The sequence below is a fragment of the Streptomyces sp. OZ13 genome, assembly GCF_052068155.1.
In the GTDB taxonomy this organism is placed as follows: domain Bacteria; phylum Actinomycetota; class Actinomycetes; order Streptomycetales; family Streptomycetaceae; genus Streptomyces.
Genome location: NZ_JBQHCZ010000008.1, coordinates 1 through 19,051, shown reverse-complemented (window position 1 = coordinate 19,051; position 19,051 = coordinate 1). Strand labels below are relative to the sequence as shown.

At 71.4% G+C, this 19,051-nt stretch carries 17 protein-coding genes and 2 pseudogenes; 9 read left to right on the top strand and 10 right to left on the bottom strand.

Features of this window, described 5'->3' with window-relative positions; all coding sequences use genetic code 11:
* Positions 1-56: 56 nt before the first annotated feature.
* From ACTMTU_RS19330 to ACTMTU_RS19315, 4 genes are all read left to right on the top strand, one after another.
* The gene (locus tag ACTMTU_RS19330; RefSeq protein WP_441264734.1) at positions 57-2,147 is read left to right on the top strand and encodes an MMPL family transporter; all 2,091 of its coding nucleotides are present in this window, start codon (positions 57-59) and stop codon (positions 2,145-2,147) included.
* Positions 2,148-2,290: 143 nt separating this feature from the next.
* Positions 2,291-2,785 carry an MSMEG_6728 family protein gene (locus tag ACTMTU_RS19325; RefSeq protein WP_441264733.1) on the top strand — a complete coding sequence of 165 codons (495 nt, stop codon included), beginning with the start codon at positions 2,291-2,293 and terminating at the stop codon, positions 2,783-2,785.
* A gap of 172 nt (positions 2,786-2,957) precedes the next feature.
* Positions 2,958-3,863 carry an SDR family oxidoreductase gene (locus tag ACTMTU_RS19320; RefSeq protein ID WP_441264732.1) on the top strand — a complete coding sequence of 302 codons (906 nt, stop codon included), beginning with the start codon at positions 2,958-2,960 and terminating at the stop codon, positions 3,861-3,863.
* Between the two features lie 81 nt (positions 3,864-3,944).
* The gene (locus ACTMTU_RS19315; RefSeq protein ID WP_441264731.1) at positions 3,945-4,223 is read left to right on the top strand and encodes an IclR family transcriptional regulator domain-containing protein; all 279 of its coding nucleotides are present in this window, start codon (positions 3,945-3,947) and stop codon (positions 4,221-4,223) included.
* A 167-nt stretch (positions 4,224-4,390) separates the two neighbouring features.
* Here the strand turns inward: ACTMTU_RS19315 and ACTMTU_RS19310 are convergent, their stop codons facing one another.
* Positions 4,391-5,128: an SAM-dependent methyltransferase gene (locus tag ACTMTU_RS19310; protein ID WP_441264730.1), complete on the bottom strand. Its 738-nt coding sequence runs from the start codon at positions 5,126-5,128 to the stop codon at positions 4,391-4,393.
* 328 nt (positions 5,129-5,456) lie between these two features.
* Here ACTMTU_RS19310 and ACTMTU_RS19305 point away from each other — a divergent pair, with 328 nt between their 5' ends.
* Positions 5,457-5,894, top strand: a complete 438-nt coding sequence (locus tag ACTMTU_RS19305; protein WP_441264729.1) for a glutaredoxin domain-containing protein — start codon at positions 5,457-5,459, stop codon at positions 5,892-5,894.
* 147 nt (positions 5,895-6,041) lie between these two features.
* On the opposite strand, the gene paaE is transcribed toward ACTMTU_RS19305, so the two are convergent.
* The 7 genes from paaE to paaN form a co-directional block, all read right to left on the bottom strand.
* Positions 6,042-7,163, bottom strand: a complete 1,122-nt coding sequence (paaE, locus tag ACTMTU_RS19300; protein WP_441264728.1) for a 1,2-phenylacetyl-CoA epoxidase subunit PaaE — start codon at positions 7,161-7,163, stop codon at positions 6,042-6,044.
* A complete protein-coding gene (paaD, locus tag ACTMTU_RS19295) occupies positions 7,163-7,669 on the bottom strand; it encodes a 1,2-phenylacetyl-CoA epoxidase subunit PaaD (RefSeq protein ID WP_441264727.1) in 507 nt (168 codons plus the stop codon). The genes paaE and paaD overlap by 1 nt, the downstream gene beginning before the upstream one ends.
* Positions 7,663-8,493 (bottom strand): 1,2-phenylacetyl-CoA epoxidase subunit PaaC, encoded by an 831-nt coding sequence (paaC, locus tag ACTMTU_RS19290; protein WP_441264726.1) that lies wholly within the window; start codon positions 8,491-8,493, stop codon positions 7,663-7,665. Before paaC ends, paaD begins: the two co-directional genes overlap by 7 nt.
* A gap of 9 nt (positions 8,494-8,502) precedes the next feature.
* The gene (paaB, locus tag ACTMTU_RS19285) at positions 8,503-8,796 is read right to left on the bottom strand and encodes a 1,2-phenylacetyl-CoA epoxidase subunit PaaB (RefSeq protein WP_441264725.1); all 294 of its coding nucleotides are present in this window, start codon (positions 8,794-8,796) and stop codon (positions 8,503-8,505) included.
* A complete protein-coding gene (paaA, locus tag ACTMTU_RS19280; RefSeq protein WP_441264724.1) occupies positions 8,793-9,779 on the bottom strand; it encodes a 1,2-phenylacetyl-CoA epoxidase subunit PaaA in 987 nt (328 codons plus the stop codon). Before paaA ends, paaB begins: the two co-directional genes overlap by 4 nt.
* A gap of 147 nt (positions 9,780-9,926) precedes the next feature.
* Positions 9,927-11,150: a thiolase family protein gene (locus ACTMTU_RS19275; RefSeq protein ID WP_441264723.1), complete on the bottom strand. Its 1,224-nt coding sequence runs from the start codon at positions 11,148-11,150 to the stop codon at positions 9,927-9,929.
* Positions 11,150-12,859, bottom strand: a complete 1,710-nt coding sequence (gene paaN / locus ACTMTU_RS19270) for a phenylacetic acid degradation protein PaaN (protein ID WP_441264722.1) — start codon at positions 12,857-12,859, stop codon at positions 11,150-11,152. Before paaN ends, ACTMTU_RS19275 begins: the two co-directional genes overlap by 1 nt.
* Positions 12,860-12,961: 102 nt before the next feature.
* Here paaN and ACTMTU_RS19265 point away from each other — a divergent pair.
* The 3 genes and pseudogenes from ACTMTU_RS19265 to ACTMTU_RS19255 form a co-directional block, all read left to right on the top strand.
* Positions 12,962-13,212: pseudogene (locus tag ACTMTU_RS19265) on the top strand (phenylacetic acid degradation protein PaaD); the annotation flags it as partial.
* Entirely contained in the window at positions 13,209-14,555 is a 1,347-nt protein-coding gene (gene paaK, locus ACTMTU_RS19260) for a phenylacetate--CoA ligase PaaK (RefSeq protein ID WP_441264721.1), read from the top strand. The pseudogene ACTMTU_RS19265 and the gene paaK, both read left to right, overlap by 4 nt.
* Positions 14,556-14,580: 25 nt before the next feature.
* The gene (locus ACTMTU_RS19255) at positions 14,581-15,234 is read left to right on the top strand and encodes a TetR/AcrR family transcriptional regulator (RefSeq protein WP_441264720.1); all 654 of its coding nucleotides are present in this window, start codon (positions 14,581-14,583) and stop codon (positions 15,232-15,234) included.
* A gap of 173 nt (positions 15,235-15,407) precedes the next feature.
* On the opposite strand, the gene ACTMTU_RS19250 is transcribed toward ACTMTU_RS19255, so the two are convergent.
* Both ACTMTU_RS19250 and ACTMTU_RS19245 read right to left on the bottom strand, forming a co-directional pair.
* Positions 15,408-18,080, bottom strand: coding sequence for a SpoIIE family protein phosphatase (locus ACTMTU_RS19250; RefSeq protein ID WP_441264719.1), 2,673 nt, complete (start codon positions 18,078-18,080; stop codon positions 15,408-15,410).
* 337 nt (positions 18,081-18,417) lie between these two features.
* On the bottom strand, positions 18,418-18,564 hold the full coding sequence (locus ACTMTU_RS19245; RefSeq protein WP_441264718.1) for a hypothetical protein: 147 nt from the start codon (positions 18,562-18,564) through the stop codon (positions 18,418-18,420).
* Between the two features lie 206 nt (positions 18,565-18,770).
* Between ACTMTU_RS19245 and ACTMTU_RS19240 the strand changes: the two are divergent.
* Positions 18,771-18,923 (top strand): annotated as a pseudogene (locus tag ACTMTU_RS19240) (TauD/TfdA family dioxygenase); the annotation flags it as partial.
* Positions 18,924-19,051: the final 128 nt, after the last annotated feature.

Here is a 19,051-nt window from a genome sequence, read left to right as displayed (position 1 = left end):
CAACTGTTGAGATATTCAATGACCGAGATACTTAGTGTTCGCGTATTGGGGAAGCAATGACACCCGCGTCCCGATGGGCCCGCCGGCTGGTCCCACTCGCTCTGCTGCTCGTATGGCTGGGAATCGGAGGCACACTCGGCCCCTACGCGGGCAAGCTGGGCGAGGTCTCCACAAACGACCGGGCGGCCTTCCTGCCGCAGAGCGCCGAATCCACAAGGGCCCTGGAGGCCCAGAAGGCGTTCAACCGGTCGGAGACCGTGCCCGCGATCGCCGTGTGGACCGTGACCGACGGCCGGGTCACCCCGCAGCAGCAGACGGAGGCCACGCGGCAGCTGGCGGCGCTCGTTCGAACCGAAGGCGTGGCGGACGCCCCCTCCCCCGCCCTCCCCTCGCAGGACGGTGAGGCGCTCCAGGCCGTCGTACCCCTGGAGCCGGACCTCGGCGAGGACCTGGCCACGGTCCTGCGGGACGTACGCGAGGCCGCGGAGCGGGTGCCGGGCACCGTGGTGCAACTCGCCGGCCCCGCCGCGACCCAGGCGGACCTGTCCGACGCCTTCGCGGGCATCGACGGTCTGCTGCTGGGCGTGGCCCTCGGAGCGGTGCTGCTCATCCTCCTGCTCGTGTACCGCAGCGTGCTGCTGCCCTTTGTGATCATCATCAGTGCCGTCCTCGCCCTGGGTCTCGCCTGCGCCGTTGTCTACGCGCTGGCCGATCAAGGTGTCGTCCGGGTCGACGGGCAGGTGCAGGGCATCCTCTCCATCCTGGTGATCGGCGCGGCGACCGACTACGCCCTGCTTCTGGCTGCCCGCTTCCGCGAGGAGGTCGCCGCGCGTGCCGACAGGACGGAGGCGGCGAAGGCCGCGGTGCGCCGGTCCTTCGGGGCGATCACCGCGAGCGCCGCGACGGTCGCCCTCGGACTGCTGGCCCTGCTCGTCAGCGACCTCACCAACAACCGCGCTCTGGGACCGGTCGGCGCGATCGGCATCGTCTGCGCCGTGCTGAGCACGCTGACGTTCCTGCCCGCCGTCCTCGTCCTGCTCGGCAAGGCCGCGTACTGGCCGGCGAAGCCGCGCCGGGTGGACGACGCGACGGAGGGCCACGGCATCTGGACCCGTGTCGCATCGAGGGTCGACCGCGCACCCCGACGCATCTGGATGTCCACCACGCTCGTGCTCGCCGCGCTTGCCGCCTTCTCTCCGGCGTTGTCGTCGAAAGGAGTGCCGCTGGACGAGATCTTCGTCAACGACGCGCCGTCCGTCGCCGCGCAGGAGACGCTGGGCAGGCACTTCCCCGCGGGTTCCGGCAACCCGGCCGTGATCATCGCTGACGCCGTCCGGGCGGCCGAGGTGACAGCCGCGGCCGAGAAGACCGACGGCGTGGCGTCCGCCGGAGCCGTCACCCGGTCGGGCAGGCCCGGCGGGGGCGACCCGCTCGTCGTCGACGGCCGGGTACGCATCGACGCCACGCTCGCGGACGCCGCCGACAGCGACGCCGCCAAGCAGACCGTCGAGCGGCTGCGGGACCGGCTCCACACCGTCCCGGGCGCCGACGCGCTGGTGGGTGGTTACACGGCACAGCAGTACGACACCCAGGAGACCGCGGCCCGGGACCGGACACTGATCGTTCCCGTGGTCCTCGCCATCATCCTGCTCATCCTGGTGATGCTGCTGCGTTCGGTGCTGCTGCCCGTCCTGCTCGTGGCGACCGTCGCGCTCAACTTCCTCGCCACGCTGGGTGTGTCGGCCCTCGTCTTCCGGCATGTATTCGGCTTCAGCGGCACGGACGCGTCGGTGCCGCTGTACGGCTTCGTGTTCCTCGTCGCACTGGGCGTGGACTACAACATCTTCCTGATGTCGCGGGTCCGTGAGGAAGCCGTCGCGCACGGCGCCCGGCAGGGCGTGCTGCGGGGTCTGACGACGACGGGCGGCGTGATCACATCGGCGGGCGTCGTCCTGGCCGCCACCTTCGCGGCACTGATCGTGATCCCACTCGCCTTCCTGGCCCAGATCGCCTTCATCGTCGCCTTCGGCGTCCTGCTGGACACCCTGGTCGTCCGCTCGCTCCTCGTACCCGCACTGGCCCTCGACATCGGCCCGCGTGCCTGGTGGCCGAGCGCGCTGTCCCGCGCCGACGGACCCAAGGGCTGAGCCTCCGGCGCAACCGGCAGGGGCGGCGGCCGTGAAGTGGACACGCCGTCCCTGCCCGGTACGGTCCGGCTCCGGCACGGACGTGGTCACGGCGGTCCCGACGGACAGCGAGAGGGAGGCGCCCACGCGGGTATGGAGGACGCATGCAGACTTTCCTTCCGTTTCCGGACTTCTTGGCATCCGCCGCGGCGCTGGACCTCCGACGGCTCGGCAAACAGCGGGTCGAGGCGTTGCAGGTGCTTCGGGGCCTGACCGTGCCCGGATACGGCTGGCGCAGACACCCGGCTGTCCGGATGTGGGCCGGTTACGAGGAGGCGCTCGTACGGTACGGGCTGGACATCTGCCGTGTGTGGACGGCCGAGGGACGCTCCGACACCTGCGCGGTGACTCTGGTCCACGACCTGCGGGTCCGCCACCCCGAAGTCGTGGCCGTGCGGTCGCAGCGGCGTCTCGCGGTGGACGGCGACCTCCCGCCCTGGTTCGGCGACCGGGACTTTCATCGCAGCCACCGGTCGGCCCTGGTGCGGAAGTACCCGGAGTTCTACCGGGACCGGTTCCCGGCGGTGCCCGACGATCTGCCCTATGTCTGGCCGACGTCCGACCGCGACCCGGAGCAGCGCCGGGGCCGAGCCGGGTGACGGCACCGCCCGCGACCTCTGCCGGATCCACCCCGCACGGGTGGGCCCCGAGCGGTGCCCGGCCGTGGACCGGCGGGCCTCCGCTCCGGTGCCTATGGTGAGAGAACGGCTCGCCGGACCACGCGGCGCGAACCGCCGCTCCGGTGGCACCTTCCCCACCGAGGAGGACCACGTGAGTGGCTCAGTACGTCCTCTGCAAGGCCGCACCGCCGTCGTGACCGGCGCCGCCCGGGGGCTGGGCGCGGCGATGGCCAGGGAGTTCGCCCGGCGCGGAGCCACGGTCGCCCTCCTCGGCCGGGAGGAGTCGGCCCTCGCGGATGTCCGGGAAACGATCCCCGGACCTGCCCGGTGCTGGGAGGTCGACGTGACCGACGACGACGCGATGCGTCGGGTGGCCGCCGAGGTACGGGACCGCCTGGGCCCCGCCTCCGTCGTCGTCGCGAACGCCGGAGTGGCCGAAGGCGGTCCGTTCGCGGAGTCCGACCCCGCGCTCTGGCGGCGGGTGATCGAGGTGAACCTCGTCGGGAGTGCCGGCACCGCCCGCGTGTTCCTGGCCGATCTCCGCGCCTCCCGCGGCTACTACCTGCAGATCGCCTCACTCGCTTCGATCGGCGCGTCCCCGCTGATGAGCGCGTACTGCGCCTCCAAGGCCGGCGTCGAGTCGTTCGCCCACTCACTGCGGGCCGAGGTGGCGCACGAAGGCATCGACGTGGGCATCGCCTACCTGAACTGGACCGACACCGACATGATCCGCGACGCGGACGCCCATCCGGTGCTGCGGGAACTGCGGGCGCACATGCCGAGGCCCGCGAGGAAGGTCTGTCCCGTCGAGACGGTGGCCGCCCGTATGGTGCGGGCCGTCGAGCGGCGTAGCGCGGCCGTGTACGCCCCGGCCTGGCTCCGTGCCACGCAGGCCGTCCGCGCCGCGATGCCCCCGGTGGTCACCTTCGTGTCGAAGCGGGAACTTCCGCGCCTGCAGCGGAGGACCGCCTTCGAGGCGACGGGACTGCTGGGAGCCGGCGGACGAGCGGACACCGACGGACTCCACCGGGCGGCCGCCCGGACCCCGGACCGCTGACCGCAGCCACCGTGGGGCGCCGGGCGGCGGCGCCCTGTCCACCGGGAGCGCTATGTCGACCGGGCCCTCGATTCCGGCGCGGTGCCGCCGCTGCACGGGCGCGAGGAGTTCCTGGAGGGCGTCGAACTCGCGGTCAAGCGCGGCTGGTCCGTCAGCCAGGAGGAGATCGACGAGGGCATATGGGCCGTCTCGGCGGCCATCCGGGACGACGACCGCACGGTGGCCGCCCTCTCCCTGTCCTGCCCGGAGTTCCGCCTCGACGACGCCCGCCGCAAGGCCTGCACCGACCGGGCGGTGGCCACCGCGGAGCGGATCTCAGAGGCGTTGCGCGGTGGCGCGGCCGCAGGCCCCGACGCCTGACCACCCGCATTCCCGGTCGCCCCGACGACGCGAGGCGGGGGGGGCCGGCCGGCGCTCAGCACCGGCCCCCTCCACCGCCGGGCCACCCCGCATCGGTGTGGTCGCGCCGACGCGGGGTGGCTGTGTCGGGGCCGCGACTCCCGCCGGTTGCGGCGGGACCGGTCAGGTCAGTCGGAGGTCCGGCGCAGGACCAGGCAGACGAAGCCAAAGCTGTCCCGGTAGGAGCGCAGCCATTCGGAGCGGCGGGTAGCGGCTGTCGAGAGAAGTCGGGAACTGTCCGGATCATCAGGATGATCCAGGGCCCAGGCAGCCATCGAACCCCAGCATGCCCATTCGTAATCGTCCAGCTCCCGGCGGGTGCTGACGTGGCCGTGGACGGGCGTCCACCCGTCAGCGGCCACGCGGTCCAAGGTGGTCGCCAGGTCGGCGAAGTCGCCGAGCATCTCAACGGCTTCCGGTGAAGGCTCCTTCTCCCAGAATCCGTCACCTACCAGGACGCGACCGCCCGGAGCCAGATGCTTGCGTGCCGCCGCGAGAGTGGGGAGCAGACCGCCGAAGGCGTGGGCGGCGCCGACGCTGAGCACCAGGTCGAACGAGTGCGCGGAGACGAAGTCGGCGGCTGCCTCGTGGTGGAGTACCAGGCGTTCCTGGACGCCGAGGCTGCTCGCGGCCTCGCGGGCTTGTGTCAGTGCGTCTTCGGAGATGTCGACGCCCTCGGCACGCACTCGAGGGTTGGTGGACAGGGCGCGAAGGAGCCACTCTCCTCCTCCGCAGCCGAGATCGAGCACATGCGCGTCGGGTCGGGATATCCCGCGCTCGAGCAGTTCGCGCACCGAATCGTCGTCGAGGGGAGACTTGATCGGATGATCGGCATGAGCGATCCTGGACATTCGTTCACGGTTCACCGGCGCAGCCTGACACCGCCTAAAGTCCGCGCGCACCTCCATTTCTCGGTGAACCGCCTGCCGCTCCGCTCATATCCCGTGCCCCGCCGAGTGGCGCCGAGCTCCGCGAAACAGCTCCCGCAGTCACGCGCATGACCAGCGGCGTCAAACCCACCTGTACAGCGACGAGTTCGCCTGCCGGTTCCGCGACGCCGGTGACGACCCGCTGCGCGCGGGCACTGAAGGTCTGATGCACCTCAAGTCCGACGAGGGAGCCTCAACGCCCGGAGAACGCCCCCGAGATGGCGTCTTCGAGGAGCATTGCGACTCCTCGGTAGTCTTCGCCCTCATGACGCGCGCTTGGATCCTGCCGGTGTTGCTGGTGCTCTGCGGCTCAGTCGTCGCGGCCTGGCAGATGTTCAACGGGGCCCCCGGCTCGGCCGCAGGACTCCTGCTGGTGTTCGTTCTCCTCGCAGGCGTGAACTCGCCTTTGGTCTTCCCCAGGTCGATCAGTGCGGCGGAGGCACAACGCCGCAGCGCGGTCGACGGCCGGCCGGTCGTCTACTGGAGGCCGGGCTGCACGTACTGTCTGCGACTGCGCATCCGATTGGGCCGCGGCGCCCGCCGGTTGCACTGGGTCGACATCTGGCGCGACCCTGCCGGCGCGGCAGCGGTGAGGGCAGCCAACGACGGCAACGAGACCGTGCCGACCGTCGTCGTGGCGGGCCGGCCGCACACCAACCCTGATCCTGCGTGGGTACAGGAACAGCTCTCCCGGCACGCGTGAGCAGGAGGGCACTCTGTCGCAGACGTCCGCGGGTGCGGCCCCGGCCACCGCGGACGGTCCTGTCGGCTCGGCCCCCGTCTGCCGACGCACGATCGTCGCGCGAGCCCACACCGCCCGCGACCTCCGGACGAGGGTCGGCCATTCGCTTCAGCTGTCGAAGTCGACGGTCAGCGTGTCGGAGACCGGGAACGACTGGCAGGTCAGCACGTAACCCGCGTCGACCTCCGCCGGTTCGAGCGCGTAGTTGCGGCGCATGTCCGCCTCGCCGCAGGTGACCAGGGCCCGGCAGGTGCCGCAGACGCCGCCCTTGCAGGCGAACGGCAGGTCGGGCCGCACCCGCGAGGCCGCGTCGAGGAGGGTTTCCTCACGCGACAGCGGAGAGGAGGTGGAGCGGCCGTCGAGGACGACCGTGACCGTGCTGACCGGCCCGTCGGGCCCGCGGTCCTCGCGGCGTACCGGTGCGGCCGGCTCCTCACCCGCGAAGAACAGTTCCTGATGGATCCGCTCGTCGGGGACACCCAGTCCGGCCAGGACCTTCTGGGCGTCCCGGACCATGCCGTGCGGTCCGCACAGCCACCAGTGGTCGGCATCGGACACGTCGACCAGCCCGTCGATCAGGGCCGCCAGCCGCTCGGCGTCCAGCCGTCCGGTCAGCAGCTCCGCCTCGCGCGGCTCTCGGGACAGCACGTGCGCGAGCTGGAAACGGTCGGGATAGAGGTCCTTCAGGTCGGCCAGCTCGTCGGCGAACATCACCGAGTCGGTGCGGCGGTTGCCGTAGAACAGGGTGACGCGGGAGCGGTCGTCGGCGGCGAGGACCGACTCCGCGATGGACATCATCGGAGTGATGCCCGAGCCGGCCGCGACGAGGACATGATGACCGGGCGTGGACAGGTCCGGGGTGAAGAGACCGGTCGGAGCCATCACCTCCACGACGTCCCCCGGCCCGACCTCGTCCACCAGCCAGGAGGAGAAGAGCCCGCCGGGCACCACACGCACGCCGATGCGGAGCCGGGTGCCGACCGGGGAGCAGATCGAGTACGAGCGCCGCTCGTCACGCCCCTCCACCTGGCGGCGAAGGGTGAGCGACTGGCCGGGCGCGAAGGCGAATTCCTCTGCCAGCTCGTCGGGGATGTCGAAGCTCACCGCCGCCGCGTCCTCGCACAGCCGCTGCACGGAAGCCACCCGCAGCGGGTGGAAGGCCGGGCGACGACGCGTGTTGCGGCGCCCGGGGGCGGGGGTCGCGCCCGCGAGGGCCGACAGGTCTGCCATCAGATCTCCTTGACGTACTCGAACGGCTCGCGGCAGGCGCGGCAGCGCCACAGCGCCTTGCACGAGGTGGCACCGAACCGGGAGCTCTCCTCGGTGTCCGCCGAGCCGCAGCGCGGGCACACCACCTGGCGCCGCATCGGCGACAGCGTGAGGGGTACCGGACCGGACGCGTGGCGCGGTGCCGGGCCGGGCGGCGCGATGCCGTGTTCGGCGAGCTTGCGCCGCCCCTCGGGGGTGATCCAGTCCGTGGTCCACGGCGGGTCGAGCACCGTGCGGACCTCCACACGCGCGAAACCGGCGGCCTTCAGCCTCGCGGCCACCCCGGCCCGCATCTCGGCCATCGCCGGGCAGCCGGAGTAGGTCGGGGTGAGGCTCGCGACGACCGTTCCGTCGTCACCGACCTCGACCTCGCGCAGTACACCGAGGTCCGCGAGGGTGAGCATGGGCAGCTCGGGGTCCGGTACCTGCTCGGCGATGTGCCGGGCCTGCGTGAGTGCGGTCACCATGTCGCCTCCGGATGAGCACGCGCCACGGACTGCAGCTCTGTGAGCAGCGGGGCGAGATGGCCCGTGTGCCGGCCCTGGCGGCCCGGTCCCTCGGCGGCCGGGGTCGTCTCCGGCAGGGCGAGACCCGCCGCGTCGGCGATCTGCCGGAGCACGGCGAGGACCTCGTCCCGGGCGTCGTGGGCGTCGAACAGCTCGTCCAGGTACGCGGTCACCTGCTGGAGCCCGTCCTGCATACGGCGGTGCGACTCCTCGGTACCGTCACCGAGCCGTACCACCCACTCGGCCGCGTACTGGCGGTGGTACGTCAGCTCCTTCACGCCCTTGGCCGCGACGGCCGCGAGCACCGGGTCGGACGAGTCGGTGAGCCCGACGAACTGGGCCAGCCGCCAGCTGGACAGCACCAGCAGCCGCGCCATGGTGAACGCGAAGTCGCCGCCCGGCAGTTCGGCCAGGGTCACGTTGCGGAACTCGTCGGGGTCACGGAAGTAGGCGTATGCGTCCTCGCCGCGTTCCGTGCCGTCGACCTGTCCGGCGCGCGAGTAGAGCAGGCGGGCCTGTCCGAGCAGGTCCAGGCCGATGTTGGCCAGCGCCACCTCCTCCTCCAGCTCAGGAGCCCGGGTGGTCCACTCCGCCAGCCGCTGGGCGCTCACCAGCGCGTCGTCACCGAGGGCCACGCACAGCGCGGCGAGCTCCGCGGCGTCGACGCCGTCCGGGACGGTGGTGTCCACGCCGTGCAACGGGTCCTCGAAGCCGGTGCCGTAGGCCCACCGGGTGTCGTCCTCATGGCCCTCGGCGAGGGTCATGTAGACGTGGTCGTCGCTCATGCCCTGCTCCTAGATGTGGGGGACGTCGTCGGGGATGTCGTAGAAGGTCGGATGGCGGTAGACCTTGTCCGCGCTGGGCTCGAAGAACGGGTCCTTCTCGTCGCGGGTGGAGGCGGCGATGTGCTCGCTGCGCACCACCCATATGGACACGCCTTCGTTGCGCCGGGTGTACAGGTCCCGGGCGTGGGTGAGCGCCATCCGGTCGTCGGCCGCGTGCAGCGAGCCGACATGGACGTGATTCAGCCCGCGCTTGCCTCGGACGAACACCTCGTACAGCGGCCAGTCCCGCTTCTCGCCGGTCATGCCGCGACTCCCTTCTCCGCGCGGGCCGCCTGCTTGGCCGCGTGCGCGGCAGCGGCTTCCCGCACCCAGTTGCCTTCCTCATGCGCGGCGCGCCGCCGCTGGATCCGCTCGGCGTTGCACGGGCCGCCGCCCTTGATGACCCTCATCAGCTCGTCCCAGTCGGGGGTGCCGAAGTCGTGGTGGCCGCGCTCGGCGTTCCAGCGCAGCTCCGGGTCGGGCAGGGTGACGCCGAGCTTCTCCGCCTGCGGGACGGTCATGTCGACGAACCGCTGGCGCAGCTCGTCGTTGCTGTGCCGCTTGATCTTCCACGCCATCGACTGCGCGGAGTTGGGCGAGCTGTCGTCCGGCGGGCCGAACATCATCAGGGACGGCCACCACCAGCGGTTCACCGCGTCCTGCACCATCTCCCGCTGCGCTTCGGTGCCGCGCATCATCGTCATCAGCAGTTCGTAGCCCTGCCGCTGGTGGAAGGACTCCTCCTTGCAGATCCGGACCATCGCCCGCGCGTACGGCCCGTAGGAGCTGCGGCACAGCGGCACCTGGTTGCAGATCGCCGCGCCGTCCACGAACCAGCCGATCACGCCGACGTCGGCGAACGACGGGGTCGGGTAGTTGAAGATCGACGAGTACTTCTGGCGGCCCTCGATCAGCCGCTCGGTCAGATCCGCGCGGTCCACGCCCAGCGTCTCCGCCGCCGAGTACAGGTACAGGCCGTGTCCCGCCTCGTCCTGCACCTTGGCGAACAGGATCGCCTTGCGCCGCAGGGACGGCGCCTTGGTGATCCAGTCCCCCTCCGGCTGCATGCCGATGATCTCCGAGTGGGCGTGCTGCGCCACCTGTCGGATCAGCGTCTTCCGGTAGCCCTCGGGCATCCAGTCGCGCGGTTCGATCCGCTGGTCCCGCGCGATCGTCGACTCGAAGTGCTCCTGCAGCGCGGGGGGAGCGTCGATTCCGGCCGACGAGCCGGCCTGCTGTGCAGTCATCTGTACCACCGATCCCTACCGACCATTCGTTCGGTCGATGATATGCCGAGGTTCCCGGGTTCCGGCAAGTGCCGGAGTGCCTTCAATTCCGTTGAACGCCGTTTTCCCCGGTGATGGTGGGTGACCGGGTCTCGTGGGCCATGGCGCTCACACCCTCTCCACCAGCATGGCGACGCCCTGCCCGACGCCGACACAGAGAGTCGCCAGACCCCTGCGGGCGTCCTCCCGCTCCAGACGCCCCAGCAGCGTCAGCAGAATGCGGGCGCCCGAGCAGCCGAGGGGATGTCCCAGTGCGATGGCGCCGCCGTCGGCGTTGACCTTGTCCTCGTCCAGCTCGAGACGGCGCATCACAGCGAGGGCCTGGGCGGCGAACGCCTCGTTCAGCTCGACGGCGTCGAGGTCCGCGGTCTGCCAGCCGGCGCGGGCAAGAACCTTTTCGGTGGCGGGGACCGGTCCGAGCCCCATGAGGTGGGGCTGGACACCGGCCGAGGCGGAGGTCACGATCCGGGCCCGCGGGGTGAGCCCGTACCGCTCCACGGCCGCCGCGCTCGCCACGACGAGGGCGGCGGCGCCGTCCGACAGCGGCGAGGCGGAGCCGGCGGTGACGATGCCGTCCTCGCGGAAGATGGTGCGGAGCGTGCCGAGCTTCTCCAGCGTGGTCGAGGGGCGGGGGCCTTCGTCCCGCGTGACCTCGCCGTCCTTGACCGGGACCGGAACGATCTCACGGTCGAAGCGCCCCGCCTCCTGGGCGGCGACGGCCCGCTGGTGGCTGCGCAGCGCGAAGGCGTCCGAGTCGGCGCGGGTGATGCCGTCGAGCGCGGCGACCTCTTCGGCGGTCTCGCCCATCGACAGGGTGTGCTTCACCGTGTCGGGTCGGGCGCCGGAGGGGACGGCCCGGTCCCAGGCCGTGAAGCGGGGGTTGGTGAACCGCCAGCCCAGTGAGGTGTCCTGCACCTCCCCCGGCTTGGCCCACGGGGTCCCGGGCTTCTGCATCACCCAGGGTGCGCGGGTCATGGACTCCGCGCCGCCCGCGACGACCAGATCGGCCTCGCCGGCGCGGATCGCCTGGGCGGCCGAGGCGACCGCGGTCAGTCCCGAGGCGCAGAGCCGGTTGACGGTGTAGCCGGGCACGGTGTGCGGCAGCCCGGCCAGCAGGACCGCCATACGGGCCACGTCCCGGTTGTCCTCGCCGGCCTGGTTGGCCGCGCCGAGGATCACCTCGTCCACGGCTTCGGCGGGGATGCCGGAGCGGCGCACGGCCTCGCCGACCACCAGGGCCGCCAGATCGTCGGGGCGGACGGACGCCAGGGCTCCGCCGTAGCGGCCCTGCGGGGTGCGCGCCCCGTCTATCAGATAGACGTCTTCGGACATCAGGCGGACTCCTCTCCGGTGACGACGGGGCGACGGGACTGCAGCACGGCGAAGCGGCCGGCCACGAAGGCCTCGTCGGAGAGGGTGGCGCTGGCCGCCGGGTTGGCGGCGCTGCCGTGGAAGTCGCTGAAGGCGGAGGACTGGTTGACGAAGACCTGGCCGGTGAGGTTCTCGGAGAGGTGGACACCGGCGTCCAGCGCGGCTTCCTCGGCGGCGGCCAGCACGTCCTCGTCGGTGGAGTGGACGGCGGCGGTCAGCGCCCCGTGCTCGCGCACCGTCGCCCGGAACAGGTCCAGGCTGTGCCGGGTGGAGTCGGTGCCGATCACGAAGGACACCGGCCCGAACCACTCGCGTGTGTATGTCTCCCGGTCGGTCTCCGCGTCCAGCCGCGCCACGAGCGGGGTCCGCACGTCGGCCTCGGCGTACTCCGGGTGTGCGACGGACGTCGACGCGCGCACCGTACGGCCGACGCCGTCGGCGCCCTTCAGCCGGTCGCGTACACCGTCGTTGACGATCGCACCCAGTGTGCCGGCGGCGCGCGCGGGGTCGGCGAGCAGCTTGTCCAGGGCGGCGGCGAGGTCGGCGGCGAACTCGTCCGCCGTCCGCGGGCCCTGGTCGGTGGCGATGCCCTCGCGCGGGATCAGCAGGTTCTGCGGGGTGGTGCACATCTGCCCGCTGTACAGGGAGAGCGAGAAGGCGAGGTTGCCCAGCAGGCCGCGGTAGTCGTCGGTGGAGTCGAGCACGACCGTGTTCAGGCCTGCCTTCTCCGTGTACACGACTGCCTGGCGCGCGTTGCCTTCCAGCCAGTCGCCGAACTCGGTGGAACCGGTGAAGTCGACGATCCGCACGTCCGGGTCGAGGGCGAGAGCCGCGGCGTCCCGGCCGCCCGGCTCCTCGACGACCAGCAGGACGAGATCGGGGCTGAAGCCGGCCTCGGCCAGCACCTCGCGGGCGATGCGCACGGTGATCGCCAGGGGTAGCACCGCACCGGAGTGGGGCTTGACCACGACCGGGTTGCCGGTGACGAGCGAGGCGAACAGGCCCGGGTAACCGTTCCAGGTGGGGAAGGTGTTGCAGGCGACGAGCAGCGAGACGCCGCGGCCGACGGGGCTGAACTTCTTGTCCAGCTCCAGCGCACCGCCCTTGCGCTGCGGCTTGCTCCAGCGCGCGGCTGCCGGGTGCTTCTTCTGCGCCGCCCACGCGTAGGCGACGGCCTCCAGCCCCCGGTCCTGGGCGTGCGGGCCGCCCGCCTGGAAGGCCATGACGAACGCCTGGCCGGTGGTGTGCTGCACGGCGTGGGCGTTCTCGAAGCTCGCCGCGTTCAGCCGGGCGAGGATCTCCGCGGCGACTCCGGCGCGTGTGTCGGGGCCGGCGGCGCGCCAGGACGCTGTGGCCTCCTTGGCCGCGGCCACGGCCGCGGCCGGCGAGAGCCGGGGGTAGCTGATGCCCAGCGGGAAGCCGTACGGGGACTGCTCCTCGGGCGCCACGCGCCCCTCCGCCGGATGTCCGGGCAGGTCGAACGGCCTGCCGATCTGCTCACGGAAGGCCGCCTCCCCGAGGATCGCGGCCTCCTCGCCGTACACCGACTTGCTGGGCGACTCGGGATAGGGCGTCCAGTGCTCCCGGCTCTCCGTCGCGGCCACCGCTCGCTCGAGCAGGGTCCGATGGCGCGCGAAGAGGTCGGGCGCCTCAGTGACTGCGTGATGCATATGACTCCCTCTTGACAGGCCCTGGCGTGGCTTGAATTACTGGCCTTGCCGCACGCTAACCGAATGTTCGGTCGGTATACAAGATGGTATAAGTCATGATCTGCCGACACCGCCTTCGCTTGTGCCTGTAAGAGCCACGGACCGGTCACCGTCGCCTCGGGAGCGGATGTCACGTGCGTGGCGCCCGCCCGCCCATGAGGGAGACGTGCCGACGGCCGGTGCCTGGGAGATCACCCGATTCGGGTGGCAGCGGCATCTACGAGGCGAGCGCCGTGCGCGGCGGGACAGTGATCGCGGAGTTCCGCGGCCGCGGCCGCGGCGTCCGGAGCAAGGAATTCGAGGAGCCGCAATGACCAGCGAACGGACCGCACCGGTGGATGCCCCACCCCGCCACGGTGAACCCCTTCCGGCGGAGCTGCTGGACGATGCCGAGCGGATGCCGCGCGAGGAGGTGGAAGCCCTCCAACTGCACCGCCTCCGCCGGACACTGCGGCACGCCTACGACAACGTCGAGCTGTACCGCAAGAAGTTCGACCAGGCCGGCGTGACGCCCGACGACTGCCGGACGCTGCCCGACCTGGCCCGGTTCCCCTTCACGACCAAGGCCGACCTGCGCGACACGTACCCCTTCGGCATGTTCGCCGTTCCCACGTCCGAGGTGCGGCGCATCCACGCCTCCAGCGGCACGACGGGTCAGCCGACGGTGGTCGGATACACCGAGAGGGACCTGTCGACCTGGGCGGACGTGGTCGCCCGGTCGATCCGCGCCGCCGGCGGCCGTCCCGGACACAAGGTCCACATCTCCTACGGCTACGGCCTGTTCACGGGCGGCCTCGGCGCCCACTACGGCGCCGAGCGGGCCGGATGCACCGTGATCCCCGCGTCCGGCGGAATGACCGCCCGCCAGGTCCAGATCATCCAGGACTTCCGGCCCGAGATCATCATGGTCACCCCCTCCTACATGCTCACCCTGCTCGACGAGTTCGAGCGCCAGGGCGTCGACCCGCGCACCACTTCCCTGAAGGTGGGCATCTTCGGGGCCGAGCCGTGGACCGAGGCGATGCGCCGTGAGGTCGAGGAGCGCATGGGCATCCACGCCGTCGACATCTACGGGCTGTCCGAGGTGATGGGCCCGGGCGTGGCGCAGGAGTGCGTGGAGACCAAGGACGGCCTGCACGTGTGGGAGGACCACTTCCTCCCCGAGGTCGTCGACCCGATCACGGACGACGTCCTCGCCGACGGCGAGCACGGTGAACTCGTCTTCACCACGCTGACGAAGGAGGCGCTCCCGGTCATCCGCTACCGCACCCGGGACCTGACCCGGCTGCTGCCCGGCACCGCTCGTCCCGGCTTCCGCCGTATCGAGAAGATCACCGGCCGCTCCGACGACATGATCATCCTGCGTGGCGTGAACGTCTTCCCGTCGCAGATCGAGGAGGTGGTGCTGCGCACCTCCGGCGTCGCCCCGCACTTCCAGATCCTTCTGAGCACACGGGGACGGATGGACCACATGACCATCCGCGTGGAGTCCCGGACGGGCACGGCACCGGAGCAGCGTGAGGCGGCCGCCCGCGCGATCGCCAAGGGCGTGAAGGACGGCGTCGGCGTGAGTGTGGAGGTCGTGATCGTGGAGCCCGAGACCCTGGAGCGTTCCCTCGGCAAACTGCGCCGGATCAAGGATGAGCGTGAGGCGTGACCTGCCGCCTTGCAACAATGGGCGAATGAGCAACACGCCCTCCGGACCTCCCGCACGGCGCGGGGAGCGCCCCGCCTACGACCGTGACTCCCTCCTGGAAGTCGCGGTCGCGGTCTTCAACGAGCGCGGCTACGACGGCACCGGCATGGAGGATCTTGCCCGGCGCCTCGGCCTGAGCAAGTCCAGCATCTACCACCACGTCTCCGGCAAGAAGGAGCCCCTCTCCCTCGCCGTCACCCGTGCTCTGGACTCGCTCTTCGCCGTGCTGGACGAGGAGCTGCCGGCGGGCACCTCGGCAACGGCCCGGCTGCGGCACGTCGTACGACGCAGCGTCGAGGTGCTCGCCTCGGAACTGCCCTACGTCACCCTGCTGCTGCGGATCCATGGCAACAGCGACACCGAGCGGCATGCCCTCGCGCGGCGGCGCGAGTTCGACCACAGGGTCGCCGGCCTGGTCATCAGCGCCGCGGCCGAGGGAGGCGTACGCGACGACATCGATCCCCACCTGGCAAGTCGCCTGCTGTTCGGCACCGTGAACTCCCTCATCGAGTGGTACCGACCCGACGGAGACCTCCCGGTGACGACCCTGGCCGACGCCCTCACGGCCATACTGTTCGACGGTCTGAGCCAACGGGAGACCGTCGATCCCGGCCCGGTCTCCGGGAGGGTCCGGGGCTGAGGGTCCGGACGACCGGAGGTCTCCTCACGCCGACGCGTGCTCCCACGCGATGCCTTTGCTGCTGCCCCGGTGCCTGTGGCGGCCGGCTCGGACGGTCCGTGCGGGCGGTCCAGCAGCGTGCCCCAGAAGGCCGCCACCCGTGCCGCGTCGACGCACTCGATCGCACGTCGCCCTTACGGCGTTCCGGGCGGCGCACCGGGCAACGGCTGCTCCGTCCAGATCACCTTGCCCCTGGGCGTGTAGCGGGTGCCCCACCGCTCGGTGAGCTGGGCCACCATGAACAGCCCACGCCCGCCCTCGTCCGTGATCGCGGCGCGGCGCAGGTGGGGAGAGGTGCTGCTGCCGTCGGAGACCTCGCAGATGAGGGTGGTGTCGCGCAGCAGTCGAACGTGGATGGGGGCGGCGCCGTAGCGGATGGCGTTGGTGACCAGCTCGCTGAGCACCAGCTCCGTGGTGAAGGCGGCCTCCTCCAATCCCCATTCGGTCAGTCGCTGGACGGCGGCCTGGCGGATGCCGGCGACGGCGGTCGGGTCGACGGGCACGTCCCAGCCTGCGGTCTGCTCCGCGGCCACCACACGGGTACGCGCCACGAGCAACGCGATGTCGTCATCGTGGTCGGCAGGCAACAGGGCGCTCATCACTGCTTCGCACGTCCGCTCGGGCGGGCGGTCGGGATGGGCCAGTGCGCGGCGCAGCTGTTCGAGTCCGACCTCGAGGTCGCGACGGCGGTCTTCGATGAGCCCGTCGGTGTAGAGGACCAGCTGGCTGCCTTCGGCGATCTCGAGCACCGCGGTTTCGAAAGGCAGGCCGCCCAGGCCGAGGGGCGGCCCCGGGGGCAGCTCGGGAAACTCCACCGCACCGTCCGGATGGACCAGAGCGGGCAGGGGGTGGCCGGCACGCGCCAGGGTGCAGTGCCGAGAGACCGGGTCGTAGACGGCGTACAGGCAGGTGGCGCCGATGATGCCGTTCCCACCGTCCAACGCGCCCGCGTCGTGGTCGAGGCGGCCGACGAGATCGTCGAGGTGGGTCAGGAGTTCGTCGGGGGGCAGGTCGAGCGCGGAGAAATTGTGCACAGCGGTGCGGAGGCGGCCCATGGTGGCGGCGGCGTGCAGGCCGTGGCCGACGACATCGCCCACGACGAGGGCCACGCGGGCGCCGGACAGCGGAATCACGTCGAACCAGTCCCCGCCGACCCCGGCGCGTGCGGGCAGGTAGCGGTACGCGACCTCCACAGCCACCTGCTCGGGCATCCCGCGAGGCAGCAGACTGCGCTGCAGGGTCACAGCCGTCGTGTGCTCCCGGGTGTAGCGCCGGGCGTTGTCGATGCAAACCGCTGCGCGGGCGACAAGCTCCTCCGCGACGGCCAGATCATCGTTCTCGAACGGCTCCGGCTTCTCCGATCGCAGGAAGGTGACCACGCCGAGGGTGACTCCCCTGGCGCGGAGCGGGACGGTGATGAGCGAGTGGATGCCGTAGTCGAGGACTCTCGAGCCGTGCTCGGGATGCTGGGCCGGCCCTCGCGGGGCGGCGTGAAGATCCGGCTCGAGCACCGCCCGTCCGCCGCCGAGGCCCCGGGCCTGCGGTGTCGACGGCATGTAGCTGATCTGCTCGCCCACCGGGAGGAGGGGGCTGTCGCCGCGGATCCCGGCGGCCGCTGTCCGGCGCATCTCCGTGCTGCCGGTGGGGGGTTCCTCACCGACGAGGACGGATTCCGCCAGATCGACGGTGACGAAGTCGGCGAACCGCGGGACCGTCACCTCCGCAAGCTCCTCCGCGGTCCGCGTCACGTCCAAGGTGCCGCCGATCCTCGTACCGGCGTCGATCAGCAGCCTCAGACGCCCGCGGGCCACGTCGGCCCTTCCGGTCAGCACGCGCAGCTCGGTGGTGTCGCGCAGCGTGGCAACGCTGCCGTACCGGCGTCCGTGCCGCTGCGTCGGCCGGACGTTGACGGCCAGCACCCGTTCCCCGGCGAGGTGGATCTCGTCGGTCGCCGGACGGCCGGAGGCGAGCAGTTCGGCGATGGGCGCGTCGAGACCGAGATCGGTGACGGGACGCCCCTGTGCATCCGGCGGCAGCTCGAGCAGCTGCCGTGCCTCGTCGTTGGCGAGCTGTAGCCTGCGCTCGTCGTCGATGATGAGGACGCCCTCCCGTACGGAGTGCAGAACCGCCTCGTGGTGCTCGTACAGGCCGGTGATCTCGACGGGCCCCAGACCGTGGGTCTGGCGCCGCAGCCGTCTGCTGACCAGTGCGACCCCGCCGGTGGCGAGGGCCAGTGCACAGCCCGCGGAGGCGAGCAGGAACGGCAGCTGGCGGTTGACCTGCCCCGACACGTTCTCGACGTTGATCCCCGCCACGACGATGCCGCGCACCGACCCGTCGGCATCCCTGACCGGCGCCAACCCTCGCATGGTCGCTCCGAGCGGCCCCTTTTCGAGCTCCGTGTACGTCTCACCCGCCGCTGCCCGCTCGACGCTCCCCGAGTAGAGCTTCCCGATCAGGCGCGGATCCGGATGCGTGTGGCGAATGCCCTGCGGGCTCGTCACGACGATGACGTCAACGCCGGCCAGCCGCCGAGCCTCCTCGGCACGGCGCTGCAAGGACGCGCTCGGGTCGTCAGACCTGAGGGCGGCCGGCGTTCCGGGCGAGCGCGCAAAGGCCTCGGCCACGGTCAGCACACGCTTGCGCGCCTCGTCCTCGCTCTGCTGACGCGCGTTCCACACGAACGCCGCCAGCGCCCCGGCGAAGAGCAGCGTCACGACCGCCACCAGCAGGGCGAATACTTGGGCGGCGACACTGCGCAATCTCAACGCTGCGCGCCGGCGTGATCGGCCGGCTACCCAGACCATTCCTCATCTGTACCACGCGGTCTGCCTTGTCACCATCGACCGCGGCAGGCCACGACGCAAGGTGACCCGGAAGATCTATTTCCACCGTGTCGTCGAGCGCGTGAGCAGAGCCGCACAGGCCGCACTCCTCGTTACGGCGCCGAGGAACAACGAGGCGGCGCACCGGGGGCAGCCCGGATCCCGCGATCTCCTCGGCCGAGCAGTACCGGAATCCGATGGCGCCGGAAAAGGCGGCCCATGGGGTGGCCGCCGGACCGGTCGCGGTGAGCACCTTCCCTTCGTGGGCCGGCTCACGGATCCGTTGCCTGGCGGATACGGAACAGGAAGCCGTGCGGCGTCAGGCCGGCGGAGGAGTGTCGGGGGCGGGCGAACCCTTCGTGTGCCGGAGGAGGACCAGAAGTGCGGCGAGGGCGTTGGCACCGATCACCGCGAGCCAGGCCGCGAGGTAGGAACCAGTGGCGTCGACGACCAGGCCGAAGCACAACGGCCCCACCGCAAAGCCCGGATAGAGACCGACGACGAGGATTCCGGAGGCCGTGCCGACACCTCGCCACCACCGCCGGCCGCACCTCACTCGACACCATGCGCCGGTCCTGGCTGCGCCCGCTGCGGGACACCGCCGAGAGCATCGGGACAGACTTCGCCCGGCCGGACTGCACATGAGGCCCATCGCCGGCGCGAACCGCGCCGCTCAGCAGCTCAGTTGCCCGAACCGCTGCCGAACATCGTGCGCGTGCATGGAGGCCGGGCGACCTCGTCCTCTGCGACAACCGCATCACCCAGCACTACGCGCCCGACGGCTACGGCACCCTGCCGCGCCTGCTCCACCGGGTGACCGTCGCGGCCTGAGCCCGGGCCGCCCGGCAGGAGCACGTACCCGGTGGCCCCCGCGACGGACACCGACCGAGGCCGTACGGGACAATGTGCGCATGCGGATCTCAGCCAGGGCGGACTACGCGGTACGCGCCGCA

Coding starts and splice junctions, on each gene's coding strand:
- paaK (WP_441264721.1), top strand. CDS start 13,209: ATGACCAGCGAACGGACCGCACCGGTGGATGCCCCACCCCGCCACGGT.
- paaB (WP_441264725.1), bottom strand. CDS start 8,796: ATGACCGGCGAGAAGCGGGACTGGCCGCTGTACGAGGTGTTCGTCCGA.
- paaD (WP_441264727.1), bottom strand. CDS start 7,669: ATGGTGACCGCACTCACGCAGGCCCGGCACATCGCCGAGCAGGTACCG.
- ACTMTU_RS19250 (WP_441264719.1), bottom strand. CDS start 18,080: ATGGTCTGGGTAGCCGGCCGATCACGCCGGCGCGCAGCGTTGAGATTG.
- paaA (WP_441264724.1), bottom strand. CDS start 9,779: ATGACTGCACAGCAGGCCGGCTCGTCGGCCGGAATCGACGCTCCCCCC.
- ACTMTU_RS19325 (WP_441264733.1), top strand. CDS start 2,291: ATGCAGACTTTCCTTCCGTTTCCGGACTTCTTGGCATCCGCCGCGGCG.
- paaC (WP_441264726.1), bottom strand. CDS start 8,493: ATGAGCGACGACCACGTCTACATGACCCTCGCCGAGGGCCATGAGGAC.
- paaN (WP_441264722.1), bottom strand. CDS start 12,859: ATGCATCACGCAGTCACTGAGGCGCCCGACCTCTTCGCGCGCCATCGG.
- ACTMTU_RS19305 (WP_441264729.1), top strand. CDS start 5,457: ATGACGCGCGCTTGGATCCTGCCGGTGTTGCTGGTGCTCTGCGGCTCA.
- ACTMTU_RS19255 (WP_441264720.1), top strand. CDS start 14,581: ATGAGCAACACGCCCTCCGGACCTCCCGCACGGCGCGGGGAGCGCCCC.
- ACTMTU_RS19330 (WP_441264734.1), top strand. CDS start 57: ATGACACCCGCGTCCCGATGGGCCCGCCGGCTGGTCCCACTCGCTCTG.
- paaE (WP_441264728.1), bottom strand. CDS start 7,163: ATGGCAGACCTGTCGGCCCTCGCGGGCGCGACCCCCGCCCCCGGGCGC.
- ACTMTU_RS19275 (WP_441264723.1), bottom strand. CDS start 11,150: ATGTCCGAAGACGTCTATCTGATAGACGGGGCGCGCACCCCGCAGGGC.